This window comes from Agromyces sp. LHK192, from assembly GCF_004006235.1.
Taxonomy (GTDB): Bacteria; Actinomycetota; Actinomycetes; order Actinomycetales; family Microbacteriaceae; genus Agromyces.
Window position 1 is genome coordinate 3,482,784 of sequence record NZ_CP034753.1, and the last position, 25,372, is coordinate 3,508,155.

Annotated in this window: 28 protein-coding genes; 17 read left to right on the top strand and 11 right to left on the bottom strand. The window is 72.2% G+C overall.

Annotated elements, in window-relative coordinates:
• The first annotated feature begins 46 nt into the window (after positions 1 to 46).
• The 4 genes from ELQ40_RS15810 to ELQ40_RS15825 are packed head-to-tail and all read left to right on the top strand — an operon-like array spanning position 47 to position 4,326.
• Positions 47 to 1,927: an ABC transporter ATP-binding protein gene (locus ELQ40_RS15810; protein ID WP_127794547.1), complete on the top strand. Its 1,881-nt coding sequence runs from the start codon at positions 47 to 49 to the stop codon at positions 1,925 to 1,927.
• Positions 1,924 to 2,826, top strand: coding sequence for an energy-coupling factor transporter transmembrane protein EcfT (locus tag ELQ40_RS15815; RefSeq protein WP_127794548.1), 903 nt, complete (start codon positions 1,924 to 1,926; stop codon positions 2,824 to 2,826). The genes ELQ40_RS15810 and ELQ40_RS15815 overlap by 4 nt, the downstream gene beginning before the upstream one ends.
• Complete coding sequence (locus tag ELQ40_RS15820) at positions 2,823 to 3,476, top strand: ECF transporter S component (protein WP_164863661.1); 654 nt, start codon at positions 2,823 to 2,825, stop codon at positions 3,474 to 3,476. The genes ELQ40_RS15815 and ELQ40_RS15820 overlap by 4 nt, the downstream gene beginning before the upstream one ends.
• Positions 3,457 to 4,326, top strand: coding sequence for a siderophore-interacting protein (locus tag ELQ40_RS15825; RefSeq protein WP_127794550.1), 870 nt, complete (start codon positions 3,457 to 3,459; stop codon positions 4,324 to 4,326). Before ELQ40_RS15820 ends, ELQ40_RS15825 begins: the two co-directional genes overlap by 20 nt.
• A gap of 130 nt (positions 4,327 to 4,456) precedes the next feature.
• Here the strand turns inward: ELQ40_RS15825 and ELQ40_RS15830 are convergent, their stop codons facing one another.
• A complete protein-coding gene (locus ELQ40_RS15830; RefSeq protein WP_127794551.1) occupies positions 4,457 to 5,422 on the bottom strand; it encodes an FKBP-type peptidyl-prolyl cis-trans isomerase in 966 nt (321 codons plus the stop codon).
• Positions 5,423 to 5,595: 173 nt separating this feature from the next.
• Between ELQ40_RS15830 and ELQ40_RS15835 the strand changes: the two genes are divergently transcribed.
• A complete protein-coding gene (locus ELQ40_RS15835) occupies positions 5,596 to 6,810 on the top strand; it encodes a class I SAM-dependent methyltransferase (RefSeq protein ID WP_164863663.1) in 1,215 nt (404 codons plus the stop codon).
• Positions 6,811 to 6,819: 9 nt separating this feature from the next.
• On the opposite strand, the gene ELQ40_RS15840 is transcribed toward ELQ40_RS15835, so the two are convergent.
• Positions 6,820 to 7,686, bottom strand: a complete 867-nt coding sequence (locus ELQ40_RS15840; RefSeq protein ID WP_127794553.1) for a sulfurtransferase — start codon at positions 7,684 to 7,686, stop codon at positions 6,820 to 6,822.
• 92 nt (positions 7,687 to 7,778) lie between these two features.
• On the opposite strand from ELQ40_RS15840, the gene ELQ40_RS15845 reads away from it, so the two are divergent.
• From ELQ40_RS15845 to ELQ40_RS15875, 7 genes are read left to right on the top strand one after another with little or no spacing between them, the layout of a single operon-like run.
• Entirely contained in the window at positions 7,779 to 10,823 is a 3,045-nt protein-coding gene (locus ELQ40_RS15845) for a Na+/H+ antiporter subunit A (RefSeq protein ID WP_127794554.1), read from the top strand.
• On the top strand, positions 10,820 to 11,287 hold the full coding sequence (locus ELQ40_RS15850; RefSeq protein WP_127794555.1) for an NADH-quinone oxidoreductase subunit K: 468 nt from the start codon (positions 10,820 to 10,822) through the stop codon (positions 11,285 to 11,287). Before ELQ40_RS15845 ends, ELQ40_RS15850 begins: the two co-directional genes overlap by 4 nt.
• Entirely contained in the window at positions 11,284 to 12,891 is a 1,608-nt protein-coding gene (locus ELQ40_RS15855; protein ID WP_127794556.1) for a Na+/H+ antiporter subunit D, read from the top strand. The genes ELQ40_RS15850 and ELQ40_RS15855 overlap by 4 nt, the downstream gene beginning before the upstream one ends.
• Positions 12,888 to 13,646: a Na+/H+ antiporter subunit E gene (locus ELQ40_RS15860; RefSeq protein ID WP_240665829.1), complete on the top strand. Its 759-nt coding sequence runs from the start codon at positions 12,888 to 12,890 to the stop codon at positions 13,644 to 13,646. Before ELQ40_RS15855 ends, ELQ40_RS15860 begins: the two co-directional genes overlap by 4 nt.
• Positions 13,643 to 13,915, top strand: a complete 273-nt coding sequence (locus tag ELQ40_RS15865) for a monovalent cation/H+ antiporter complex subunit F (RefSeq protein WP_127794557.1) — start codon at positions 13,643 to 13,645, stop codon at positions 13,913 to 13,915. The genes ELQ40_RS15860 and ELQ40_RS15865 overlap by 4 nt, the downstream gene beginning before the upstream one ends.
• Positions 13,912 to 14,505 carry a monovalent cation/H(+) antiporter subunit G gene (gene mnhG / locus ELQ40_RS19350; RefSeq protein ID WP_305004407.1) on the top strand — a complete coding sequence of 198 codons (594 nt, stop codon included), beginning with the start codon at positions 13,912 to 13,914 and terminating at the stop codon, positions 14,503 to 14,505. The genes ELQ40_RS15865 and mnhG overlap by 4 nt, the downstream gene beginning before the upstream one ends.
• Positions 14,502 to 15,068 (top strand): GNAT family N-acetyltransferase, encoded by a 567-nt coding sequence (locus ELQ40_RS15875; RefSeq protein ID WP_127794558.1) that lies wholly within the window; start codon positions 14,502 to 14,504, stop codon positions 15,066 to 15,068. Before mnhG ends, ELQ40_RS15875 begins: the two co-directional genes overlap by 4 nt.
• Positions 15,069 to 15,104: 36 nt before the next feature.
• Here the strand turns inward: ELQ40_RS15875 and ELQ40_RS15880 are convergent, their stop codons facing one another.
• The 6 genes from ELQ40_RS15880 to paaA are packed head-to-tail and all read right to left on the bottom strand — an operon-like array spanning position 15,105 to position 19,869.
• Positions 15,105 to 15,890 carry an enoyl-CoA hydratase/isomerase family protein gene (locus ELQ40_RS15880; protein WP_127794559.1) on the bottom strand — a complete coding sequence of 262 codons (786 nt, stop codon included), beginning with the start codon at positions 15,888 to 15,890 and terminating at the stop codon, positions 15,105 to 15,107.
• A 20-nt stretch (positions 15,891 to 15,910) separates the two neighbouring features.
• A complete protein-coding gene (paaE, locus tag ELQ40_RS15885) occupies positions 15,911 to 17,098 on the bottom strand; it encodes a 1,2-phenylacetyl-CoA epoxidase subunit PaaE (protein ID WP_127795355.1) in 1,188 nt (395 codons plus the stop codon).
• A gap of 47 nt (positions 17,099 to 17,145) precedes the next feature.
• On the bottom strand, positions 17,146 to 17,646 hold the full coding sequence (gene paaD, locus ELQ40_RS15890) for a 1,2-phenylacetyl-CoA epoxidase subunit PaaD (RefSeq protein ID WP_127795357.1): 501 nt from the start codon (positions 17,644 to 17,646) through the stop codon (positions 17,146 to 17,148).
• Between the two features lie 59 nt (positions 17,647 to 17,705).
• Positions 17,706 to 18,584 carry a 1,2-phenylacetyl-CoA epoxidase subunit PaaC gene (gene paaC / locus ELQ40_RS15895; RefSeq protein WP_127794560.1) on the bottom strand — a complete coding sequence of 293 codons (879 nt, stop codon included), beginning with the start codon at positions 18,582 to 18,584 and terminating at the stop codon, positions 17,706 to 17,708.
• The gene (gene paaB / locus ELQ40_RS15900) at positions 18,581 to 18,886 is read right to left on the bottom strand and encodes a 1,2-phenylacetyl-CoA epoxidase subunit PaaB (protein WP_127795356.1); all 306 of its coding nucleotides are present in this window, start codon (positions 18,884 to 18,886) and stop codon (positions 18,581 to 18,583) included. Before paaB ends, paaC begins: the two co-directional genes overlap by 4 nt.
• On the bottom strand, positions 18,886 to 19,869 hold the full coding sequence (gene paaA / locus ELQ40_RS15905; RefSeq protein ID WP_127794561.1) for a 1,2-phenylacetyl-CoA epoxidase subunit PaaA: 984 nt from the start codon (positions 19,867 to 19,869) through the stop codon (positions 18,886 to 18,888). The genes paaB and paaA overlap by 1 nt, the downstream gene beginning before the upstream one ends.
• A 184-nt stretch (positions 19,870 to 20,053) precedes the next feature.
• Here paaA and paaI point away from each other — a divergent pair, with 184 nt between their 5' ends.
• From paaI to ELQ40_RS15930, 5 genes are all read left to right on the top strand, one after another.
• The gene (paaI, locus tag ELQ40_RS15910; RefSeq protein ID WP_127794562.1) at positions 20,054 to 20,458 is read left to right on the top strand and encodes a hydroxyphenylacetyl-CoA thioesterase PaaI; all 405 of its coding nucleotides are present in this window, start codon (positions 20,054 to 20,056) and stop codon (positions 20,456 to 20,458) included.
• A 178-nt stretch (positions 20,459 to 20,636) separates the two neighbouring features.
• On the top strand, positions 20,637 to 21,890 hold the full coding sequence (gene paaK / locus ELQ40_RS15915; RefSeq protein WP_127795358.1) for a phenylacetate--CoA ligase PaaK: 1,254 nt from the start codon (positions 20,637 to 20,639) through the stop codon (positions 21,888 to 21,890).
• Positions 21,891 to 21,942: 52 nt separating this feature from the next.
• Complete coding sequence (locus ELQ40_RS15920; protein WP_127794563.1) at positions 21,943 to 22,581, top strand: TetR/AcrR family transcriptional regulator; 639 nt, start codon at positions 21,943 to 21,945, stop codon at positions 22,579 to 22,581.
• Positions 22,582 to 22,638: 57 nt separating this feature from the next.
• Positions 22,639 to 23,082: an STAS/SEC14 domain-containing protein gene (locus tag ELQ40_RS15925; RefSeq protein WP_127794564.1), complete on the top strand. Its 444-nt coding sequence runs from the start codon at positions 22,639 to 22,641 to the stop codon at positions 23,080 to 23,082.
• A gap of 19 nt (positions 23,083 to 23,101) precedes the next feature.
• Positions 23,102 to 23,572, top strand: a complete 471-nt coding sequence (locus ELQ40_RS15930) for a GNAT family N-acetyltransferase (RefSeq protein WP_164863665.1) — start codon at positions 23,102 to 23,104, stop codon at positions 23,570 to 23,572.
• A gap of 52 nt (positions 23,573 to 23,624) precedes the next feature.
• Here the strand turns inward: ELQ40_RS15930 and ELQ40_RS15935 are convergent, their stop codons facing one another.
• The 3 genes from ELQ40_RS15935 to ELQ40_RS15945 form a co-directional block, all read right to left on the bottom strand.
• Positions 23,625 to 24,185 (bottom strand): GrpB family protein, encoded by a 561-nt coding sequence (locus ELQ40_RS15935; RefSeq protein ID WP_370296445.1) that lies wholly within the window; start codon positions 24,183 to 24,185, stop codon positions 23,625 to 23,627.
• Between the two features lie 26 nt (positions 24,186 to 24,211).
• Complete coding sequence (locus tag ELQ40_RS15940) at positions 24,212 to 24,889, bottom strand: YdeI family protein (protein WP_127794567.1); 678 nt, start codon at positions 24,887 to 24,889, stop codon at positions 24,212 to 24,214.
• A gap of 103 nt (positions 24,890 to 24,992) precedes the next feature.
• On the bottom strand, positions 24,993 to 25,190 hold the full coding sequence (locus tag ELQ40_RS15945) for a hypothetical protein (protein ID WP_127794568.1): 198 nt from the start codon (positions 25,188 to 25,190) through the stop codon (positions 24,993 to 24,995).
• Between the last annotated feature and the right edge of the window lie 182 nt (positions 25,191 to 25,372).

Below are 25,372 nucleotides of genomic sequence, written 5' to 3' on the forward strand. Positions count from 1 at the left end.
CCGCCCGGAGCGCACGAGCCCGGGCGCCCACGAGCCCTGGACCGCCATGACCTCCGCACCCGCCGACGAGTCCGCGACCGGCACCACGCCCGGCCCGGCGCCCATCGCCACGCCGAGCCCGGCGTCGGGCCCGACGAACGGCGCGCCGCTGCTGGCGCTCGACCGCGTCGGCATCCGGCACGACGGCGCGGGCGCTCCGACGCCCGACGGGGTCTCGCTGGAGGTGCGCGCCGGCGAGGTCGTGCTGCTGCTCGGCCCGTCGGGCTGCGGCAAGTCGACCCTCGCGCTCGCGCTCGACGGCCTGATCCCGCACGCGGTCCCCGCCGAGATCGAGGGCACGGTGCGCATCGCCGGACTCGACAGCCGCGAGCACCCCGTGGGCGTGCTGAGCGCGCACGTCGCGATGGTCTTCCAGGATCCCGACGCGCAGGTCGTCACGGGCACCCTGCTCGACGAGGTCGCGTTCGGCCCCGAGAACCAGCTGGTGCCGGTCGCCGAGGTGCTCGAGCGCTCCGAGCGCGCGCTGCGTCACGTCGGGCTCTGGGAGCGGCGGCACGAGAACCCCGACCGGCTCTCGGGCGGAGGCCGTCAGCGGCTCGCGATCGCGTGCGCGCTCGCGATGGCGTCACCCGTACTCGTGCTGGACGAGCCGACCGCGAACCTCGATCCCGTCGGCATCGACGAGGTGTACGGGGTGCTCCGCGAGCTCGCGAGCGAACGCGACCACGCGATCGTGCTCGTCGAGCACAACCTCGACGCCGCGGTCGACGTGGTCGACCGGGTGGTGGTGCTCGACCGGCAGGGCCGGCTCGTCATGGACGGCCCGGTGCGCGAGGTGCTTCGCGAGCGGGCGCACGAGCTGCTGGAGCTCGGCGTCTGGCTGCCGGTCTCGACGCTCGCGGCACTCCGCATGCGCGAGGCCGGGGTCGTGCTCGACCCGCTGCCCGTCTCGCCCGCCGAGCTCGCCGCAGCCCTCGACGCGACGAAGCTCCCCGCGCCCGCACGGCCCGCGTCCCGCGCGACGGGAGGCGATTCGCACGACGGGAGGTCGAATTCGCCGGGGGAGGCCTCCCGAGGCGCAGAACACCTCCCGTCCGCCGTCCCCGCACCCCCCGCCATCCGCGTGGCCAACCTGTCGGTGCGACGCGGCGGCAGGCGCGGACCGGTCGTCGTGCACGACGTCGACCTCGAGGTGGCGCGCGGCGACTTCCTCGCGATCGTCGGCACGAACGGCGCCGGCAAGACGAGCCTGCTCCAGGCGATCGCGGGCGTGATCCCGGCCGCGGGCGGCTCGATCGACGTGCTCGGCCTCGATCCGAGCCGGGCGGATGCCCGCGACCGCAGCCGCCGCATCGGCTTCGTGTTCCAGAATCCCGAGCACCAGTTCGTCGCCTCGAGCGTCGTGGAGGAGCTCGAGGTGGGCCTGCGGGTGCAGGGTGTCGACGAGGCCGATCGCGAGCCGATCGTCGAGCGGATGCTGCGCCGGTTCGGCCTCGAGCACCTGCGCGAGCAGCATCCGTTCCTCCTGTCGGGTGGGCAGAAGCGGCGACTCTCGGTCGGCACCGCCCTCATCGCCGGCGCCCCGGTGCTCGCGCTCGACGAGCCCACGTTCGGGCAGGACCGTGAGCGCGCGGCCGAGCTCCTCGGCATGCTCCGCGAGCTCAACGACGAGGGCACCACGGTGATCGTGGTCACGCACGACCTGCAGCTCGTCGCCGACTACGCGACCCACACGGCGGTGATGGCCGACGGACGGCTCACGGGCGTCGGCCCGACCGCCGAGGTGCTCGCCGGTCCGCTGATCGACGAGGCGGGGCTGCGGCATCCGCCCCTCGCTCAGGCGACCCGCGCCCTGCGCAACCATCCCGACTGGCACGGCGTCGCGCGACTGTCGCAGCTGCCCGCACCATCGGAGGTCGGGGCATGACCGCCGCGCCGGGCGCGACCGCGACGACCGCCGACGCCACCGCGGCGGAGACGCACGAGATCGACCCCTACGCCGAACAGGCCCCGCCGCCGGGCCGGTTCCTCTACCTGCTGAACCCGTTGGCGAAGCTGCTCGCACCGCTGCCCGTGATGCTGGCCCTGGTGTTCACGCGCGGCGTGCTGATCCCGACGGTGCTGATCGTCGCGACCATGCTGCTGCTGTTCATCGGCGCGAAGCTCTCGGGCCGGGTGATCACCGGACTGCTCGTCGGCACGCCGCTGATGGTCGCCGTGCTCGGCATCAGCTTCGGCATCTGGACCGATCCCGCCCGCGTCGACCAGACGAGCGATGCGGCATCCGTGGTGCTCCTCGAGATCGGCGATTGGCGGTTCACCCTGGCCGCCTACCTGGTCGGCCTCGCGACCGCGCTGCGGATCGCCGCACTCGTGCTGCTGTCGCTCCTCGCGGGGCTCACGAGCACGGGCCCGCAGCTCGTGCGGGCGATGGTGCAGAACCTGCGGGTGCCGTACCGCATCGGCTACACGGCGCTCGCGGCACTGCGGTTCGTGCCGAGGTTCGGCTACGAACTCGAGGTGATCCGCGCGGCCCACCGGGTGCGCGGCACCGACCACGGGCGCGGCCCGGTCGCGTGGGTGCGCCGGACGATCGGGCTCGCGATCCCGCTGCTGGCGAGCGCGATCCGCCACGCCGAGCGCGTCGCCCTGGCGATGGATGCCCGCGCCTTCGGCGCGCACCGCGCCCGCACCGAACGCACGATCAGTCGTTGGCGCGTGCGCGACACCGTGTTCGTCCTCGTGTTCTGGGCGGTCGTGGCCGCCGTCTACTGGTGGGGCCTCAGCGCCGGCGCCACCGTCACCGACCTCATGGAGACCCTGTGACCGACGAGACCCGCACCGCTCCGCGAACACCGCGCACCACGCGCACCAGCACGCGATTCCTGCTCGCGGTCGCGGCGATCGGCGTCGCGGGCGGACTGCTCAACATCGGCAACGCATACTTCTTCAACGTCGTCGCGGTCGCGATGCCCGCGCTGGCGGGCCTCGGCACGGGCGTCTACACGCTGCCGGTCGTCGTCGCGCAGGCCGCGACCCGGCGGGCCGGCGCCGCGGTCCTCGCGTCGCTCATCGCCGGGCTCACCCAGGCGCCGTTCGTGCCCGGCGGCATCGGCAGCGTCGCGTCGTACCTCATCATCGGCGTGCTCATCGAGGCCGTGTTCGCGATCGCGCGCTACCGCGTGTGGCGACCGTGGCTGCACTACGTCGCGACACTCGTCGTGGTGGTCTTCTACAGCGTGTTCTGGGGCGCGTACTGGAACCTGCCCTCGCTCGCGCTGCCGATGCAGATCGCCATCCCCGGGGTGCTCCTCGTCACGCAGCTCGCCTTCACCTGGCTGGGCCTGGTGATCGCCGGCCGGCTCGCCCGCACCGGCGTGCTTCGCGGGCTGCGGCGCGACACCGCAGCGACACCGGCAGCACCGAACGCACCCGAAGCACCCGAAGGGACCCCCGATGGCCAAGTCGCACAGTGAGCCCCTGAAGCCCGAACGCACGGTGCCGCTGCACCTCGAGGTGCTGCGGCGCGAGCGGATCAGCCCGTCGTTCGTGCGCGTCACCGTCGGCGGCGGACAGGTCGACCGGTTCGCGTTCCGCGGCGCCGACCAGTGGTTCCGGCTGTTCCTGCCGCCGGCGGGAACCGAGCTGCGCCTTCCCGACCGCGACGGATGGGGCGGCTACGCGCGCCTGCTCGCGATGCCGAGGGCGATCCGCCCGGTGATGCGCAACTACACGGTGCGGGCGTTCCGACCGGCAGGCGCCCCGGGCGCGACCAGCGGCGCCGAGCTCGACATCGACTTCGTGCTGCACGAGAACGCCGCCGGCGACCTCGAGGGCATCGCGGCGACGTGGGCCGCGACGTGCGAGCCGGGCGACGCGCTCGGCCTGCTCGACGAGGGCGTCGGGTTCGACGCCTCGATTTCAGCCCGGCGGTTCCTGATCGCGGGCGACGAGACCGCGCTGCCGGCCGTCGCCGGCGTGTGCGAGTCGCTCCCGTCGGATGCCTCGGGCGTCGCGTTCATCGAGGTGCCGGATGCCGCGGACGTCCAGGAGTTCGCGCACCCGGCCGGCGTCGAGGTCCGCTGGCTCGTCCGCGGACACGACGATCGGCCCGGATCGCTCGCCTACCGGGCCGCGACCGAGGTCGCGATCGATCGCCCCGGGGAGTGGGCGGGATACGCCGCCGGCGAGCAGGCGCTCGCGGCGGGCATCCGCCGACTGCTCGTCGCGAAGGGGGTCGACAAGCAGGCGATCTCGTTCTGCGGCTACTGGCGGCTGCCGAAGGATGCCCCCGCGATCGACGCACCCGTCGACGTCGCGGCCTGACGAGGCGTCGGCCCCGACGACGCTCGCACCGGTGTCGCGGCCCGTCGACGTCGCGCCCTGACCGCACGGCATCCGGAGACGCCGAAGGGGCCGGCTCGTTCGAGCCGGCCCCTTCGCGATCTGCATGGGATTAGCCCGCAGACGCCGTGTCGAGGATCTCGACGACGAAGACGAGCGTCTTGCCGCCGAGCTCGTGCGCGGCCGGGTCGGTGCCGTAGCCGTACTCCGGCGGGATCGTGACGACGAGCTTCGTGCCGACCTTCTGGCCGACGAGCGCGGCGCCGAAGCCCTGGATCACGCCGTCGGTCGAGAAGCTCGCGGGCTCGCCGCGCTCGTACGAGCTGTCGAAGGTCTCCTTGGTATCCCAGTCGATGCCCTCGTAGTTGAGCGTGACCGTGTCGCCGGCCTGCACCTCGGCGCCATCGCCCTCCTCGAGGACGGCCAGTTCGAGTTCCGTCGACGCCGGCGCGTCGGGGATGACCACGGTCGGTGCCGCGTCGTCGTTGAAGGTGATCTCGGGGACGTTCTCGGTCCACTCGGCCGGGGTGAGCGGCTGCACCTCGCCGGTGACGTCGGCGACGATGACGACCGCCTCGTTCGGGCCGACGCCGATGGTCTCGTTGCCCTGTTCGCCGTAGACGTCGGCGGCCGGCGCGACGGTCACGGTGCGGGTCCCGATCGGCACGCAGTCGATCGCGGCGGTGAATCCGGGGAGCGTCGCCTCGTCGCCGACGCCGAGCTGCGCGGGCTGCGAGACGAGCTGCTCGCCGGTGACCGACGAGTACATGCTGATCACGACGTCGACGACGTCGCCGGGCGCCGTGGTCTCGCCGTCGCCCTCGATGAGGATCGTGCGCTGGAGCTCGTCGGTCTCGACCGGCGTGGTGAAGGTCGCGACCGGTGCCGCCGTGCCGAACTCGCCCTCGACCTGCACGCCGTCGGAGAGGTCGCCGGACGAGAGGTCCTGGCACTCGGCGGTGGCCGCCTCGGTCGCGGTCGGCTCGGCCCCTTCGGGCGACGAGGCGCATCCGGCGAGGACCAGGGCGGAGGTGACGGCGAGCGCGATGGGCGCACCGCGGCGCATGGCGCGATTCATGGGAGGTCTCACTTCGATCGAAGGGCAGGACCCGTACAGTCTGCCGCCTCCGCATCACGATTGCCTGAACGGGCCCCGCTGACGCCCGGCGGGCGATCGGCGAGGGCGGCCGCGATGCAGGAATTCGGCGCAACCCGTCGCCCGGTGCCGCCCGCGCACGGCATGATATGCCCATGGGGGAAGCAATACTCGGCGACGACCGGATGCGGCACTTCGTGCACGATTCCGACCGGTTCGCCGCACTCGACGCCGAGATCTGGGAGCCGATCTCACTCGCGACCGTCCTGCGCTCAGCGCCGCAGGTCGGGGAACTCGTGCTCGACGCGTGCTGCGGCAGCGGTGCGTCGGCCGTGCCGACCGCTGAACTGGTCGGAATCGAAGGGCTGGTCGACGCCGTCGATCTCGCCGAGCCGATGCTCGGGCACGCGAGGTCGCGCGCCGACGCGTTCGGAGCGGCCGACGGGCTGCTGCCGCAACTCCGGTTCCACGCCGACGACGCGAGCACGTGGGAGACGGTCGGCTACGACCTCGTGCAGTGCGTGCTCGGGGTGTTCTTCTTCGACGACGTCGACGCGGGGGCGCGCCATCTCGCGTCGCGAGCGAGGCCCGGCGGGCGCCTCGTGCTCACGATCTGGGCGCCGAGCGCGTTCGACGAGTTCGAGCAGGCCCTGTACGCCGCCGTCGAGGCGGAGGGCGGCGAAGCCGGCGCCGCCGCCGTCGACCGGCACCGATCGCACCGGGCCGCCCGGAAGGTGCCCGACAGTGCAGGCGGCCTCGCGCACTGGATGCACACGATCGGACTCGTCGACGTGCGGGGCGAGGAGGTTCCGCGGCACGTCGACCTCGACGACGACCTCGCGTGGCGGATCGTGCTCGGCACGAGCCGGTCGCGGGTCATCGCCGACCTCGATGACGAGACACGCGAACGGGTCCGCGTGCGACTCCTCGACACGCTCGCGACGCGCGGGATCGATCGCGTCGACCTCACCGTCCTGATCGGCGTCGGTCATCGGCCGGCCGAGGATGCCCCGGCGGACGAGCCCGCGAGGGAGACCGCGGTCGCGGTCGCCGAGCCGGCGACGGACGTCGCCATCGCGATCGCGGAACCCGACGCGGAGGTGGCGACCACCGAGACGGATGCCGCAGCCGCGCCCCGGGCCGATTCCGAGAGCGAGTCCGGACCCGACTCCGAGGGCGAGCCCGGACCCGACCTCGACCCCGAGGCATCCGCCCCGGTCGAGCCGGACGCGAAGGCGGCGAAGAAGGAGAAGAAGGCGAAGCGGAAGGAGGAGCGCAAGCGCCGCCGCGAGCGCGACGAGGACGAGGCCGAGACCGAGACCGAAGTCGAGGACGAGGCCGAAGACGAGGCAGCGCCCGAGACGACGTGACGGTCTCGCTCAGTCCCCCGCCGGCGCGTCTCCCGTCTCGACGGGGCGGTCCTCGCGCGACCACTGGCTCCATGAGCCGGGGAAGAGCGCCGCGTCGATCCCGGCGAGCGCGAGCGCGACGACCGCGTGCGCACCCGTAACCCCCGAACCGCAGTACGCGCCCACGGCGGCACCGGGCACCGCGCCGGTCGCGGCGAACCGCTCCGCCAGTGCGTCGGGCGCGAGGAACCGCCCGTCGGCGTCGAGGCTGCCGCCGGACGGCGCCGAACGCGCGCCCGGGATGTGCCCGGCCTTCGGGTCCACCGGTTCGACCTCGCCGCGGTAGCGCTCGACGGCGCGTGCGTCGAGCAGCACGCCGTCGCGGGCGAGTGCGCCGGCGGCATCCGCGTCGATCACCGGCATCGACCCGAATCGCGCGGTCGCGTCGCCGGGCGGCGGCACGACGTCGCCGGGTTCGAGCGGATGCCCCGCCCCGATCCAGCCGGCGAGCGCGCCGTCGAGGAGGCGCACGTCGGCGAACCCGGCGTGCCGCAGCAGCCACCAGGCCCGGGCCGACGACTGGTTGCCGAGGTCGTCCATGACGACGACCGTGTCGCCGTCGCGCAGGCCCCACCGCCGCATCGCGCGGGTGAAGGCGGCCTCGTCGGGGAGCGGGTGGCGACCCGCCCCGTCACGGCCGTGGTCGGCGAGTTCGGCGTCGAGGTCGACGTAGACCGCGCCGGGCACGTGGCCGTCGAGGTAGGCGGGCCGGCCGTCGGGCTGCTGCAGGCTCCACCGCACGTCGAGCACGACCGTGCGCGGCGCACCCGGATCGCGCTGCTCGGCGTCCGCTGCGAGCCGGGCGGCGAGGTCGTCGGGCTGGATCAGGATCGGCATCCCTCCATCCTGCCCGTCGGAGCCGCCGCGGAAGGCGGTCGACCCGCCCGATAGACTGGTGGTTCGGGTCGAAACGCGGGTGAGGAGGTTGGATGCTCTTCAGCCTCGTCGCGTTCGGCGCGTTGTCGATCCTCACGCCGCTGCTCACGAGGTTCCTCGGGCGCCGTGTCTTCCTGCTGCTCGCCGTGCTGCCCGCCGCCGTGTTCGTGCTGCTGCTCGCGTGGCTGCCCGGCGTGCTGGCCGGCACGCCCGTCGTCGAGTCGGTCGAGTGGATCCCGGCGCTCGACATCGCGCTGAGCTTCCGCCTCGACGCGCTGGCCCTGCTGTTGGCGCTCGTCGTCACGGGCGTCGGCGCGCTCGTGCTCGTCTACTGCACCTGGTACTTCGACGACGACGAGCCGTCGCTCGGCCGATTCGCCGGGCTGCTGCTCGCGTTCGCGGGCGTCATGCTCGGGCTCGTCACGAGCGACGACGTGTACGTGCTGTTCACGTTCTGGGAGGCGACGAGCGTGCTCTCGTACCTCCTGATCGGCCACTACACGGGTCGCAAGGAGAGCCGCGGCGCCGCGCTCCAGGCCCTCACGGTGACGACGTTCGGCGGCCTGGCGATGCTCGTCGGGCTCGTGCTGCTCTCGGTCGAGGGCGGCACCACCTCGCTGTCCGAACTCGTCGCGAACCCCGTCACGGGGGCCGCGGGCGAGTGGGGCGTCGCCCTCGTGCTCGTCGGTGCGATCTCCAAGAGCGCGCTCGTGCCGTTCCACTTCTGGCTCCCCGCGGCCATGGCCGCGCCGACCCCCGTGAGCGCCTACCTGCACGCCGCGGCGATGGTGAAGGCCGGCGTGTACCTCATCGCCCGCCTCGCGCCCGGGTACGCCGACCTCGAGGTGTGGCATCCGATCGTGGTCGTCATCGGCGGCCTGACGATGCTCGTCGGCGGCTGGCGGGCGCTGCGCCAGTACGACCTGAAGCTGATGCTCGCGTACGGCACGGTCAGCCAGCTCGGCTTCCTCGTGCTCGTCACCGGCTTCGGCACGCGCGACGCGGCGCTGGCGGGCGTCGCGCTGCTGCTCGCGCACGCGCTGTTCAAGGCGGCGCTGTTCCTCGTCGTCGGCATCGTCGACCACGCCGCGGGCACCCGCGACTGGCGGAAGCTCTCGGGTGTCGGGCGGCGGATGCCCGTGGTGGCGACCGCGGCGATGCTCGCGGCCGCGTCGATGGCGGGCATCCCGCCGCTGCTCGGGTTCGTGGCCAAGGAGGGCGTGCTCACCGCCTTCCTCGAAGCGGCGACGGAGGGCACGGCCGGGCCTGCGGCGTGGGCGTGGCTCGCGCTCATCGCGACCGTCGCCGGCTCGGTGCTCACGGTCGCCTACAGCGTGCGGTTCGTGTGGGGCGCGTTCTGGACCCGCCCCTCGATCGAGCCGACCCCGCTGCACCGGCCCAGCCCGCTCATCACCGTCGCCCCGGCCGTGCTCGCCGCAGCGAGCGTCGTCGCCGCGTTCGCGATCGCCGGGATCGAGCCGCTGCTCACCGCCTATGCCGACACCCTCGCCGGGCCGCACGAATACCACCTCGCGCTCTGGCACGGATTCGAACCGGCGCTGTGGATCTCGCTGGCGGTCTTCGCGCTCGGCGCCCTCCTCGTGTGGGGTCGCGCGCGCGTCGCGCGCCTGCAGGCCGCGATGCCGCACCTCGTCGACGCGGGGCGCGGGTACCTCGGCATCGTGTCGGTCATCGACCGGTTCGCCGCGCGGCTCACGAGCCTCATCCAGGCCGGCGGACTGCCCGGCTACCTCGCGCTCATCATGGTCGTGTTCATCGGCGGGCTCGGCGTCGCGGCCATCGCGAACTCGACCTGGCCCGGGTCGGTGCGCCTGTGGGACTACCCCTCGCAGCCGTTCATCGCGTTCGTCATGGCGGTCGCCGGCGTCGCAGCGGCCATCGTCCGGCAGCGGATGACCGCGGTGCTGCTCGTCAGCGTCACCGGGTACGGCCTCGTGCTGCTGTTCGGCATGTCGGGGGCGCCCGACCTCGCCCTCACACAGGCGCTCGTCGAGACCATCGTCATCGTCGTGTTCGTGCTGGTGCTGCGCCGCCTGCCGAAGCAGATCGCGCAACAGCACCCGCCCGTGCACCGGGCGGCCCGCATCACGATCGGCGTGCTCTCCGGCGCGGTGATGGGCGTCATCGGCTTCATCGCGCTCGGCGCACGGGTCGAGCCGACCATCGCGGGCGGCCTGCCCGCCCTCGCGATCGAGGCGCACGGCAAGAACATCGTCAACGTGATGCTCGTCGACCTGCGCGCGTGGGACACGCTCGGCGAGATCGCCGTGCTCGTCGCGGTCGCCACCGGCGTCGCGAGCCTGCTGTTCGTCTCCGGGCGCACGGGCGGCGCGCCCCGGCTCGACGCGGACTTCGACCGCCGCAACCGGCTCCGCCCTGTTCCCGAGCCCGCATCGAGCATCCGCGCGCCGCGGCCGGGCCGAGCAGAAGCCGCCGGGCGCACGGATGCCTCGGCGGGCGGCGGCTCGAAGCGGGCGGCCGACGCCGCCTCGGACGCCGCCTCCACTCGGCAGACCTGGCTCATCGCCGGGCGCACGCTCTCGCCGCGGCGACGCTCGATCCTCATCGAGGTGCTCGTGCGCCTGCTCTTCCACCCCGCGATCGTGGTGTCGGTGTACCTGCTGTTCGTCGGCCACAACGCGCCGGGCGGCGGCTTCGCCGGCGGGCTGCTCGCGGGCCTCGCGCTCGTCGCCCGGTACCTGGCCGGCGGCCGGTACGAACTCGGCGAGGCCGCGCCCATCGACGCCGGGCGCCTGCTCGGCACCGGCTTGTTCCTGGCCGCCGGCACGGCCGCGTCGTCGCTCGTGTTCGGCCTCACGGTCTTCGAGTCGAGCTGGTTCGAGCTCGACGTGCCGGTGCTCGGCACCCTGTCGATCGGCACCTCGACGCTGTTCGACATCGGGGTGTACCTCGTCGTCGTCGGGCTGGTGCTCGACATCCTGCGCTCGCTCGGCGCCGAGGTCGACCGCCAGCAGGAGGAGGCCGACGAGGGCGACGGCGCGCAGCCCGAGGCATCCGAGCCCGGAGTTCCCGCCCCGACGGCACCGGCCGCCGACCGGCAGGGGGTGACGCGATGACCGCCTCGCTCACCCTCGTGGTGCTGATGGCCGTGCTGTTCGGCGCGGGCATCGCCATCATGCTCGAACGCAGCCTCACCCGCGTGCTCATCGGGTTCCTGCTCGTCGGCAACGCCGTGAACCTGCTGATCTACCTGATGAGCGGGATGCCCGGACTCGCGCCGATCCTGAACGACGGCGTCGATCCCGACGAGATCTCCGACCCGCTGCCGCAGGCGTTCGTGCTGACCGCGATCGTGATCAACCTGGGCATCACCGCGTTCATGCTCGCCCTCATCTACCGGTCGTGGTGGCTGGCGCAGCTCGGCGAGAAGGGCGACCTGGTCGACGACGACGCCGAGCTCGAGGAGGACGCCGAGGAGGCCGCCGACCTCATCCGCTCGTCGTCGGCCGACGACCTGGCGATCCAGCAGATCATCGATGCGAGCGACGAGGAACCCGACGAGGAGGTGGTGCGCCCATGACCACCGAATCCGTCGCCCAGGCCCTCGTGCCGCTGCTGGTGCTGCTGCCGCTGCTGGGCGCTGCGACCGCGCTCATCCTCGGCCGCCACCGCCGCGCCCAGATGGCGGTGTCGACGAGCGTGCTGGCCGCGGTCGCCGCGATCGCCGCCGTGCTGCTCGCGATCGTCGACCGCACCGGAGCGGGCATCGTCGTCGCGGTCGGCGCGTGGGAGCCGCCGTTCGGCATCGTGCTCGTCGTCGACCGGCTCTCGGCGATCATGGTGCTCATCTCGGCGCTCGTGCTGCTCGGCGTCCTCGTCTACGCGGTCGGGCAGGGCATCGCCGACCAGCACCGCGAGACGCCGGTGTCGATCTTCCACCCGTCGTACCTGATCCTCGCGGCAGGCGTCTGCAACGCGTTCATCGCGGGCGACCTGTTCAACCTGTACGTCGGGTTCGAGATCCTGCTCGCGGCGAGCTACGTGCTGCTCACCCTCGGCGGCACCGGCGAGCGCATTCGAGCCGGCGTGACGTACATCATCGTCAGCCTCGTCTCATCGCTGTTCTTCCTGTCGGCGATCGCACTCATCTACGGTGCGACGGGAACCGCGAACCTCGCGCAGCTCTCGGTGCGGCTCGGCGCGCTGCCCGCCGACGTGCAGCTCATCCTGCACCTGCTGCTGCTCCTCGCGTTCGGCATCAAGGCGGCGGTGTTCCCGCTGTCGTTCTGGCTGCCCGACTCGTACCCGACCGCGCCCGCGCCGGTCACGGCGGTGTTCGCCGGCCTGCTCACGAAGGTCGGCGTGTACGCGATCATCCGCACCGAGACGCTGATCTTCGCCGACTCCGACCTCTCGACGGCGCTGCTCGTCGTCGGCGGCCTGACCATGCTCGTCGGCATCCTCGGCGCGCTGACCCAGGCCGACATCAAGCGACTGCTGTCGTACACGCTGGTCAGCCACATCGGCTACATGATCTTCGGCATCGGACTCGCCACCGAGCTCGGCATCGCCGCCACGATCTACTACGTCGTCCACCACATCACCGTGCAGACCGCGCTGTTCCTCACGACCGGGCTCATCGAGCGCTTCGGCGGCGACACGTCGATCACGCGGCTCGCGGGGCTGCTGAAGGCGTCGCCGCTGCTCGCGATCCTGTTCTTCATCCCGGCGCTGAACCTCGGGGGCATCCCGCCGTTCTCCGGATTCCTCGGCAAGGTCGGACTGTTCGTCGCCGGCGCCGAGGGCGCGCCGCAGGCGGTCGGCGGACCCGCCTGGCTCACGTGGGCGGTCATCGCGGCCGGAGCTGCGACCTCGCTCATCACGCTGTACGCGCTCACCCGGTTCTGGAACATGGCGTTCTGGCGTGGACGCGACGAGCTCGAGGCCGGCTACGAATCGGTGCTGCTCGAGCAGGTGCAGGAGTGGGACGGCTCGTCGCCGATCGCGACCGCGAAGCGCACGACCCCGTGGCTCATGGTCACCGCGACCACCGGCCTCGTCGCCCTGACGCTGCTGCTCACCGTGTTCGCCGGGCCCCTGTTCGACCTCGCCGGCCGTGCGGCCGCGAACCTCACCGACGCCGAGACGTACATCTCGATGGTCTTCCCGGGAGGCATCCGATGAGCGACGAGCGGATGCCTCAGCCGGCCGGCTCCGACGCCGTGGGCGCCGGTGCCGCCCGCGTCGGTGACGGAGCCGAGCGGACGCCCCGCGAGCGCCGTGAGCTCACCCGGTGGCAGGCGGTGTGGCGGCAGGCGCCGCTGCTGCTCGGACTCGTGGTGCTGTGGCTGCTCCTCTGGGACCACATCGACGTGCTCACGTTGGTGACCGGCATCCTGCTCGCCATCGCCGTGACCCGCGCCCTCTACCTGCCGCCCGTGCTGCTGTCGGGGCGGTTCAACCCGTGGCGAGGGCTGCTGCTCGGGCTCCGCATGATGTTCGACGTGGTCACCGCGTCGCTCCAGGTCGCCGCGTTCGCGATCTGGCCGTGGTGGAAGCCGATGAACTCGATCATCACCGTGCAGCTGCTGACGCGCAGCGACCTGGTCACGACGCTCACGGCCGAGGCGATCTCGGTCGTGCCCGGCACCGTCGTCGTCGACATCGACCGCGAACGGGGCCTGCTGTACCTGCACGCGCTCGGCACCCGGACCGAAGCCGACATCGAACGGACGCGGAGCCACGTGCTCAGCACCGAGGAGTTCATCGTCCTCGCGATCGGCACGCACGAGCAGGCCGAGGCGGTGCGCAGTGAGCGGCGTGAGCGGCGGGCGGCGCGCGCCGCTGCGGCGTCCGGATCGGGCCCCTCCTCCGCCGACGACCGTGCCGTCGACGACCGTACCGTCGGCGGCGCCCCCGAGCCGAAGGAGCGCGAATGACCTTCCTCACCCTGGCCGGGATCGCGGCCGGCGTCATGTTCGGCATCGGCGCGATCGCGGCCGTGATCCGCATCATCCGCGGCCCGTCGATCCTCGACCGCGCGCTGGCGACCGACGTCCTGCTCGCGATCGCCATGTGCGCCCTCGGCACCGAGATGGCGCTCAACCGGCACACCGACACGCTCGTCGTGCTGCTCGTCCTCGCGATGTTCGCGGTGGTCGGCTCGATCTCGATCGCGCGGTTCATCGCGAAGCAGGATGCCTCGTGAACGGGTTCTGGCTCAGCCCCGTGGAGGTCGTCGTCGGCGTGCTCATCCTCGTGGGCGCGTTCCTGTCGATGGCCGCGGGCATCGGCATCCTGCGGTTCCCCGACGTGCTCACGCGCCTGCACGCGGCCACGAAGCCGCAGGTGCTCGGCCTCGCGCTCGTGCTGCTCGCGATCACGCTGCGCGCACCGAGCTGGGGCGTCGCGACCACCGCGGTGCTCGTGATGACCTTCCAGCTGCTGACGCAGCCGATGACGGCCCACATGCTCGGACGCAGCGCCTACCGCACCGACCACGTGCGGCGCGACCTGCTGATCCGGGACGACCTCGGCCGCGACATCGAGGAGCACGCCGAGGACTTCGCCGACGAGGCGCAGGGTTTCGGCGCCGGCGGCGAGGGCTTCGCCGACGGTACCGGTGAGTTCGCGGAGACCGGCGCGGAGACGACCGGGCGCTCCGGGGTTTCAGGGGTGCCCGGGGCATCCGGCACGTCCGGGGCATCCGGCTCGTCCGGGGCATCCGGCTCGTCCGGGGCATCCGGCTCGTCCGGGGCATCCGGCGAGGCCGCCGAGTCGGGCGGGGAGCGGCGATGACGGCGGATGCCGCGGTGTCGGGCGCGGCCCGCACCGAACGCCTCGACCTGCGCCCACCCGTCGCGAGCGACCTCGATGAGCTGTACGCCATCTGCAGCGACGCGCGCGTGTGGGGGCACTTCCCGTCGCTGCGGCACACCGACCCCGAGCGGACGCGCGCGATGCTCGAGCGCTGGATGGACGGCTGGCGCGAACACGGCCTCGACACCTGGGTCGTGCGGCCCCACGGTGAAGAGCGCATCATCGGCTACGGCGGGGCGGGTGTGCTCGGCGGACTCGTCTGGAACCTCGGATACCGGCTCGCCGCCGACGAGCACGGACGAGGATACGCGACCGAGCTCGCCGCCTCAGGACTCCGGCGGGCGAACGAGGTCGCGCCCGACCTCCCCGTCATCGCCTACCTGCTCGAGCACAACGTCGCCTCCGACCGGGTCGCGCGCAAGGTCGGGCTCGAACTCGCGTGGCGCGGTCCCGACGCGGGCAATCCCGACCCGGCGGCGATCAGGCTCGTCTACGCCGACCGCCCGCTCACCGAGGAGCAGCTCGCCGCCGCACGGCGATGAGCCCGACAGCGGCGAGCACGAACGCGAGACCGCCGTTCACCCGCGCCCGGTGAACTCCGGCCGGCGCTTCTCCTGGAACGCCGCGAAGCCCTCGCGGTAGTCGGCGGAGTCGCACAGCGCGGCCTGCGCCCGGTTCTCCTCCGCCATGGATGCCCAGAGTCCGAGCCGGTCGTCGCGCAGCGACGCGACCAGGCGCTTCGAGGCGACGAACGCCTGCGTGGCACCTGATGCCGCGGCGCGCGCCGCGGAGCGGGCGGCATCCGTCACCTCGTCGGCCGGGAAGACCCGCGAGAACAGGCCCGCGGCGACCGCCTCCGAACCTGACATCAGGCGGCCGGTCACGATGAGGTCCATGGTGCGGTGCGCGCCGAGCCGCTCGACGAACAGGGCATGCCCGCCCGAGTCGAGGGTCGCGCCGAGGTTCGCGAACGGCGATCCGATCTTCGCGGTGTCGGCGACGTAGACGATGTCGCTCGCGATGAGCAGGCCGAGGCCGACGCCGAGGCACGCACCGTGCGCGACGGCGAAGGTCGGAACCGGGAGCGCGGCCATGCGCTGCAACAGCGGCTCGACGAGTCCGCCGAGGTAACCCTGCACGTCGTCCTCGCGGGGGTCGACGTTCGAGATGTCGCGACCGGCGCAGAACGCCCGGCCCTCGCCGCGCAGCACGAGCGACCGGATGTCCCCGCCGGCGACGAGCCGCTCGGCCTCCTCGTACGCCGCCGAGAGCTCGCCCAGCGCCTGCTCGTCGAGCGCGTTGAGCTTGTCGGGTGCGTCGAGCACGACTTCGGCGACGCCGTCGTCGGCCGTGAACCTGATCATGTGGTGGCCCTTCCGGGAGGTCAGGCGTCGTACGAGACGACGACCTTGTCGGTGGTGGGGTGCGACTGGCAGGTGAGCACGTACCCCGCCTCGAGCTCGTCGGGCTCGAGTGCGTAGTTCTCGGTCATCCGCACACTGCCGTCGACGACCCGCGCGCGGCACGTGCCGCACACGCCGCCGGCGCACGCGAACGGCGTGTCGGGTCGCACGCGCAGCGCCGCGTTCAGGATCGACTCGTTCGCCGACACCGGCGTCTCGACCGTCGACGACTGCCCGTCGAGCGTGAACTCGACGGTGTAGGTCTGCTCGCCCTGCTCGACCACGACCGGCCGCGCGTGGCGCGGCTCGACGCGGTCGGCATCCGTCGTGAACAGCTCGTATCGCACGTGCGCCGGCTCGACGCCGCGCTCCGCGAGGGTGTCACGGGCGAGCTGTACGAGCTCGAACGGTCCGCACAGGAACCACTCGTCGACGGTCTCGGGCCGGATCAGCAGGTCGAGCATCGTGCCGAGCTTCTCGGCGTCGATGCGGCCCGACAGCAGCGGCGCGGTGCGCTGCTCGCGCGAGAGCACGTGGTGCACGGCGAGGCGCGACGGATAGCGGTCCTTCAGGTCGGCGAGCTCTTCGAGGAACATCACGTCGAGGGTCGACCGGTTCGTGTAGACGAGCTCGAACGTCGAGTCCGAGGAGCGCGCGAGCACGGTGTGCGCGAGCGCCATCAACGGCGTGATGCCGCTGCCGGCGGCGATGCCGACGATGCGCCGGCCGTCGAGGTCGGCGAGCGTCGAGGTGAACGTGCCCTGCGGGCTCATCACGTCGAGCGTGTCCCCGGCCGCGAGCTCGGCGTTCGCCCAGGTCGAGAACACGCCGCCGAGGTCGCGCTTGATGGCGACCGAGATCGACCCGGCACCGCCGTCGACGCCGCGCTGCGGCGGGCGGCAGATCGAGTAGCTCCGGCGGCGCTCGTGGCCGTCGAGTTCCTTTCGCAGCGCGACGTACTGGCCGGGCAGGTAGTCGTACTCGTCGGCGAGGTCGCCCGGCACGGCGAAGGTCACCTCGACCGAGTCGGCGGTGAGGGGCCGCACCTCGGCGACCTCGAGCGTGTGGAACCGGGCGCGGCGGCGCTTCGCCGGCTCGGCCTGCCGTCCGCCGACCGTGGCGGCGAGGAACGCCTCGGCGATCGAGGCATCCGATCCGGCCTGCGGCATCGTCGACGTGGGCGGGGTCGTCGTCGACCCCAGGTTGCGGGCGGCCATCAGAGCACCTTGAAGTAGTCGAAGGGCTCGAGGCAGTCGAGGCACTCGTAGAGCGCCTTGCACGACGTCGAACCGAAGCGGGCGAGCTCGCGGGTGTGCAGCGAGTCGCATCGGGGGCACTTGACCGCCAGCTGCAGGCGCACGGGACCGGCGTCTCGGGCGGCCGCGCGGCCGGTCGGCGCCTGGATGCCGTAGCGGCGGAGCTTCTCGGTGCCGGCCTCGCTCATCCAGTCGGTGGTCCACGCCGGTGCGAGCACAAGGTCGACGGTCACGTCGTCGTAGCCGGCGTGCGTGAGGGCGAGCAGCACGTCGTCGCGCATCGCGTCGAGCGCGGGGCATCCGCTGTAGGTGGGCGTGAGCGCGACGCGCACTGCGCCGTCGTCGGCGATCTCGACCGAGCGCAGCACGCCGAGGTCCTCGATGGTGAGCACCGGGATCTCGGGGTCGGTCACCGTCGCGGCGATGTCCCAGGCTCGGCGCGCGGCGGCGTCCGCCGGCACCGGGCGGGCGACGGATGCCTCCGCCGCGGCGCCCCGCGGCAGACGTTCGGCCACCGCGGTCACCACGACGCCCCCGGATGCTGCCGCGCGAGCACCTGCATCTCCGCGAGGAGCGGACCCAGGTGCTCGGTGTGGCGCCCCCGACGTCCGCCGCCCGAGGCGGTGAACGCGGTGCGGCCGACGGGCCGCTCGAGGGCCGCCTCGGCGAAGACCTCGTCGATCGCCGCATCGAACCGGTCGCGCAGCGACGACGGCAGCACCGCGACGCCGTCGGCCGCGAGGCGCTCGACGAGGTCGTCGTCCTCGAACAGCTCGTCGACGTACGGCCAGGTGTCGGCCACCGCGGTGATCATGCGGCGACGCGACTCGTCGGTGCCGCCCGCGAGACGCAGGGTCCACTGCACGGCGTGGTCGCGGTGGTAGTCGACCTCCTTGGCCGACTTCGCCGCGATCGCGGCGAGCGTCGGGTCGGTCGACGCGGTGAGGTCGCGGTACAGCTCGAGCAGGTAGCAGGATGCCACCAGCTGGCGCGCGATCGTGTGCGCGAAGTCGCCGTTCGGCTGCTCGAACAGCCAGGCGTTGCGCCACTCGGGCTCGTCGCGCCAGTACGCGAGGTCGTCCTCCGAGCGGTCGGTCGCCGATCCCGCGTAGTGCAGGAGCGAGCGGGCGTGGCCGATGAGGTCGAGGCCGATGTTGCCGAGGGCGACGTCCTCCTCGAGCTCGGGCGCGCGCGTGATCCACAGGCCGAGCTGCTGCGCGAGCACGAGGGCGTCGTCGCCGAGCCGCATGGCGTAGGCGGCGGCATCCGGTGACGCGGTCTGCCCGGTGCCGGTGAGTCCGGCGCCGGCGAGCTCCTCGGCGAGCTCGACCTGGTCGACGGTGACGTCGCCGTGGACGTCGTGCAGGTCGTCGGCGTGCGTCTCAGGAACCGTGCTCACAGGTGCTTCACCCCCTCGGACTTCGTGTAGTACACCGCGTGCCGGAAGTTCTTGCCGGCCGGGCTCTCGAAGAACGCACCCTTCGCGTCGGGGTCGCTCGTCGTGATCGCCGCGGCGGGCACGACCCAGATCGACACGCCCTCGTTGCGGCGCGTGTACAGGTCGCGCGCGTTCCGCACGGCCATGTCGGCGTCGGGTGCGTGCAGCGAGCCGACGTGCACGTGGCTCAGGCCGCGGTTCGCGCGGACGAAGACCTCCCACAGGGGCCAGGACTCGGTTCCGATCTCGCCGGGGGTCGACATCACGCCACCGCCCCTGCTGCCGCGAGCGCGCGCTCGGACTGCTTGCGGGCGTACTGGGCCGCGGCCTCGCGCACCCAGGCGCCCTCCTCGTGGGCCTTGCGACGACGGCGCAGGCGCTCGGCGTTGGCGGGCCCGCGGCCGGCGAGCACCTCCTCGAACTCGGTCCAGTCGATCTCGCTCATGTCGTACTGCCGGGTCTCCTCGTTCCAGGCGAGGTTCGGGTCGGGCAGCATCACGCCCAGCACTTCGGCCTGCGGCACGAGCATGCCGACGAACCGCTGGCGCAGGTCGTCGTTCGAGAAGCGCTTGATGTTCCACGCCATCGACTGCGCCGAGTTCGGCGACTGGTCGTCGGGCGGCCCGAACATCATGAGGCTCGGCCAGTACCAGCGGTTCACCGCGTCCTGCGCCATCTCGCGCTGCGCCTCGGTGCCCTGCATGAGTTCGAGCAGGATCTCGAAGCCCTGCCGCTGGTGGAACGACTCCTCCTTGCAGATGCGCACCATCGCCCGGCCGTACGGACCATACGAGGCGCGGCACAACGGCACCTGGTTGCAGATCGCGGCACCGTCGACGAGCCATCCGATCGCGCCCATGTCGGCCCAGGTCGGCGTCGTGTAGTTGAAGATCGACGAGTAGCGCGCGCGGCCCTCGATGAGCTGCTGCATCATCTCCTCGCGCGTGATGCCGAGCGTCTGCGCTGCCGAGTACAGGTAGAGCCCGTGGCCGGCCTCGTCCTGCACCTTGGCCATGAGGATCGCCTTGCGCTTGAGGCTCGGCGCGCGGGAGATCCAGTTGGACTCGGGCTGCATGCCGATGATCTCGGAGTGCGCGTGCTGGCTGATCTGGCGGATGAGCGTCTTGCGGTACGCCTCGGGCATCCAGTCGCGCGGCTCGACGCGCGAGTCGGCGGCGATGAGCTCGTCGAAGCGGGCACGGTCTGCCTCGGGTTCGACCACGCTCAGGTCTGCGGGTGCGGTCATCGTCGACTCCTGTGTCTGTGCGGTTCCGGATCCGGTCTCGGGTCGGCCTGGCCCGGACGTCCGGCATCCGGTATTACTAACCGATCGTTCAGTTAGTATATAGTCAATTCCAGCGCCGGAGCAACGGTGCCCCAGCACCCCCGGAACGACGGGGCTCGACCTCGAACTCGATGAGGAGTCGCAGATGACGGATGCCGCACTGAACCGCCGGATGATGCAGCGGGATCGCGCCTCGGCGTCGCTCGGCCTCGTCGTCGAACGCGACGATCCCGGCTACGCCGTCGTCTCGATGGTGGTCCGCGAGGACATGACCAACGGGTTCGACATCACCCACGGCGGCTTCGTGTTCGCACTCGCCGACACCGCATTCGCGATCGCCTGCAACGAGGACCACTTCGTCACGGTCGCCGCGGGCGCCGACATCTCGTTCCTCAAGTCCACCGTCGCGGGCCAGACGCTGACCGCGACCGCCGTCCGGCGCACGCGCAGCGGCCGCACCGGCATCTACGACGTCACGGTCGTCGACGAGCAGGGCGACGCCGTCGCCGAGTTCCGCGGCCGTTCCATCTCCACCAACCGCAGCTTCTGACCGACGACAGCTGACCGACGACCCGCAAGGAGCATCCGTGTCGACGACGACCATCTCCCCCGAAGCATCCGGCACCGAAGCATCCGGCACCGAGGCATCCGCCATCGTGGCCGCCCCTGCTGCCGCCGTGAACGGCGGCGCGGCGCCGGACCCTGCGACGCTCGATCGCGAGGAGCGCATGACGCGCGCCGAGATCGAGGCGCTCCAGCTCGAACGCCTGCAGCAGACCGTGCGCCACGCCTACGCGAACGTGCCGCTGTACACGCGCAAGTTCGACGAGGCCGGCGTGCACCCCGACGACATCCGTTCGCTGTCGGATGTCTCGAAGCTGCCGTTCACGACCAAGGAGGACCTGCGCCAGACCTACCCGTTCGGCATGTTCGCCGTGCCGATGGCCGAGGTCGCGCGCATCCACGCCTCCAGCGGCACGACCGGGCGCCCGACCGTCGTCGGCTACACGAAGGGCGACCTCGAGCGATGGGCGCAGCTCGTCGCACGGTCGCTGCGCGCCAGCGGGGTGCGACCCGGCATGAAGGTGCACAACGCCTACGGCTACGGCCTCTTCACCGGCGGACTCGGCGCCCACGCCGGCATCGAGGCGCTCGGCGCCACCGTCATCCCGATGTCGGGCGGCCAGACCGCCCGCCAGGTGCAGCTCATCATGGACTTCGAGCCCGACGTGATCCTCTCTACCCCGAGCTACCTGCTCACGATCGCCGACGCCATGGTCGAACAGGGGATCGACCCGCGCTCCACGTCGCTCAAGTTCGCCGTGCTCGGCGCCGAGCCGTGGACCAACGAGATGCGCCACGAACTCGAGCAGCGGCTCGGCATCGACGCGCTCGACATCTACGGGCTCAGCGAGGTCATGGGCCCGGGCGTCGGCAACGAGTGCGTCGAGACGAAGGACGGCCCGCACATCTGGGAAGACCACTTCCTGCCCGAGGTGATCGACGGCGACACCGGCGCCGTGCTGCCCGACGGCGAACGCGGCGAGCTCGTCTTCACGTCGCTCACGAAGGAGGCGTTCCCGGTCATCCGGTACCGCACACGCGACCTCACGCGACTGCTGCCGGGCACCGCGCGCCCCGGCATGCGCCGCATCGAGAAGATCACCGGCCGCAACGACGACATGATCATCCTCCGCGGCGTGAACCTGTTCCCCACGCAGATCGAGGAGATCGTGCTCGGCATCGAGCACCTCACGCCGCACTTCATCCTCGAGTTGACGAAGCAGGGCCGGATGGATGCCATGAAGGTGCGCATCGAACGCCATCCCGACCTGCCCCGCGAGACCTGCGAGGCCGCAGGCGTCGTGCTCGCGAAGAAGATCAAGGTGCTCATCGGCTCGTCGGTCGAGGTGCAGGTCGAGGAGCCCGGCACGCTGCCGCGCAGCGAGGGCAAGTACAAGCGGGTTTACGACCTGCGGTGAGGCATCCGCGCCGGATCACCTTCGACGGGCCCGTGATGGGAGGATGAGCACGATGTCCGAGAACGGTTCCAGCACCTCGATGCGCAGGGGGCGCCCCGGCTACGACCAGCAGGGGATCCTCGACGTCGCCGTCGCCGCCTTCAACCAGTACGGCTACGACGCGACGAGCATGGGCGTGCTCGCCGAGCGGCTCGGCCTGTCGAAGTCGGCGATCTACCACCACTTCGCGTCGAAGGACGAGATGCTCGACCGGGCGCTCGACACCGCGCTCAGCGGCCTCGAACGCGTCGTCGACGAGACGGATGCCTCCGGCGGCCGCGCCGCCGACCGGCTCGACCGGGTGCTCCGCGGCGCGGTACACGTGCTGGTCGAGCACCTGCCGAGCGTCACGCTGCTGCTGCGCGTGCGCGGCAACACCGACGTCGAACGCCGGGCGCTCGAACGCCGCCGCGCGTTCGACAAGCGCGTGACCTCGCTCGTCGAGGAGGCCCAGCGCGAGGGGTCGCTGCGCAGCGACATCGACGCGAGGGTCGTCTCGCGCCTGGCGTTCGGCATGATCAACTCGATCGTCGAGTGGTACCGCCCCGGCGGGCGCGAGGACGCCGACGGACTCGCCGACGACGTGGTCGCCGTGGCTCTCGACGGGCTGCGCATGCCGACCTCGAACCGCGTCGAGGAACTGCTCGGCTGATCCCGCGGGACGGCCGCGGCGACGGAGCGGGCGGAGCCCGCCGATGGAGGGGGAACCATGATCGAACCGCTGCGCGACCTGCCCGACGGCGTCCTCGGATTCCGGATCGTCGGCACCCTCGAGGCATCCGACTATCGCGACGTCTTCGATCCGGCGATCGACGAAACCATCGCGGACGGGCGCGGCCTCCACCTCGTCGTGGTCATGGACGAGGCGTTCGACCACCTGTCGTTCGGCGGCATGATCGAGGACGCGAAGCTGCTCGGCCGACCGCTGTCGGCGTGGAAGCGGGCGGCGTTCGTCACGGACCACGACGTGCTGGCCGGCATCGCGACGGTCTTCGGCGGGCTCGTGCCCGGCGCGTTCAAGGTCTTCCCGCTCGAGCGGCGCGATGCCGCGATCGCCTGGGCGGCAGAGGGGGTCGGCGCAGACGTGGTCGGCGCAGACGTGGTGGGCGCAGACGGCGTCGGCGCCGAGACGGCCGGCGATGCCGGGCGCTGACGCTCCGACGAGAGACGGAATGCTGCTCACCCGCACGCTCGACGCCGATGAAGTCCGCCGACGTGCGGAGCAGCTGCTCGCGCTCCAGCGCGCGGCGTACGCCGTCGAAGCCCGACTGATCGGCGACGACCGCATCCCGCCGCTCCACGAGAGCGAGCGCGACCTGACCGACGCACAGCTGGAGTGGGTCGCGACCTTCGACGGCGAAGCGATCGCCGGCGCGGTGGGCTACACGATCGAGGCGGACACCGTCGACCTCGACCGGCTCATGATCGACCCTGCGTACCACCGAATGGGCCTCGGCACCGCACTCGTGACCCGGGTCATGTCGAGCGCGCCGCGAACGATCGTGTCGACCGGTCGCGAGAACGCTCCGGCCCGCGCACTCTACGAGCGACTGGGCTTCGCGCATGACGGCGACGCCGAGCCGGTTCCCGGGCTGTGGGTCTCCCGATACCACCGGGATGCGGTCGATCCGCGGCCGGGCTGACCCCGCGATCCGAGATCCGGCCGGTCTCCCGTGCGGGATCGGCGCGCTCGGATCAGCCCCCGGACCCCGCCGCGGCCCTCGCCGCCATCGCCGCCTCCCGAGCGCGTTCCTCGATCTCGCGGATGACGCCCGACTTCGCGTCGGCGTAGTCGTTCATGTCGTTCCAGGGCCTCGCGATCAGGTCGCGTTTGGTGCGCTCGTAGAGCCCGCGGTCCGCTGCGTCGCGGCGCAGGTGGTCGCGCAGGAGCAGGTAATCGTCGATCGCGGGGTCGCCGCGCTCGAGGAGGTGCACATGCACGTCGCGGGCCGGCGTGCGCACCATTCGGTGCCCCGGCTCGCGGACCCGGAGCTCGTACCCGGCCGCGAGCAGCGGGTCGAGGTAGTCCTCCTCTGCGGTGATGTCGTCGACCACCACGACGAGGTCGACAATCGGCTTGGCCGCGAGACCGGGCACCGCCGTCGAGCCGATGTGCTCGATCACGGCATCCATCCCGGTCAGCGCACCCCGGATCCGGTCGCGTTCGTCCCGGTACCGCTGCGCCCACCGGTCGTCGTGCTCGTGCAGCCCGACCCGAAGCGGCTCCGCACCCCCGACGAGGTCGAGGGTTGTCACGTCGGGCCGACGTGGTCGACGCCGATTCACGCCGACGGGTCCCCGCCGGCCCCCCGCGCCGCGGCGGCGGCGCGCTCGACCCATTTCGGCACCTCGCCGTAGGTCTGGAAGCTCACGAGTGCCCCGGCGGCGCTCTGGTCGATCAGCTGCTGCATCCGGCGCTGCCGGGTCGCCTCCTGCTTGGCGGTGAGCACCCAGTGCGTCACCTGGCGCCGATAGGTCGCCGTGGCGGACTGCCAGAACGCCGTCGCGGCGGGGTTCGCCGCCAGCAGCGCGGCGAACTCGGGCGGGAACTCCTTCGCGGCGCTCTCGTGCGAGTACACGCCGGTGCGGTCGTCGCGACGGCGTTCGTACGCGGCGATGCCGGCCGGAAGCATCCGGCCCTCGGCCGTGAGTCGCTCGATGTGCGCGACGTTGATGGCCGACCAGATGCTCGAGGCCTTGCGCGGCGTCCACCGCTGACGGACGGCGTCGTCGTCGATGCGCTGGGCGACGGAGTCGATCCAGCCGAAGCAGAGGGCCTCGGGCACCGCCTGCTCCCAGGTCAGGGGCCGGTCGTCGACGTGCTTCTTGTAGAGGCCCATCCAGAGCTCGGTCGCCGTCTCGTGGTTGGCCTCCAGCCATGCGCGGAACTCCTCGGGCCCCGAGAAGAAGACCGCGGGCCGCTCGGGCGTGCCGCCGGGGGTGCCGATCTGGGCGCTCATACGCCGAGTCTGTCAGGAACCGCCGACGACCGTGCCGGGTCGGCTGGACCGCCCGGCCGGCGCGGGCGGGCCGGCTCAGGCCGGCCGGCGCGGTCGGGCCGGCTCACGCGGGCCGGGCGACGTGCGATCCCCCGTGGCCACGCGACCCGAAGCTCCACCAGTGGTGGCGGGCGGCGGCCTCGGCGCCCGAGGCATCCGCTTCGAGGCGTTCGAGGATCACCCGGCGCTGCTCGAGCTCCTCGGCCATCCGGGCGTCGCGGTCGGCGACGAGGTGCGGGAAGGCGAACTCCGAGATGTACATGACCACTCCTGAGATGTGTTGGTCATCCCAGACTCGTCTCTGAGGTACCCCCCGGACATCGGGTGGTCGCCGTATTCTCGCCTCGCCGGGTGCGCGCCGCCGCGGCGCGGCCTAAGGCATCGCCCCGCCGCCTCAGTCATCGCGCCGTCGGCCCGCTGGAATCCTCAGGAGATGTGCATCGA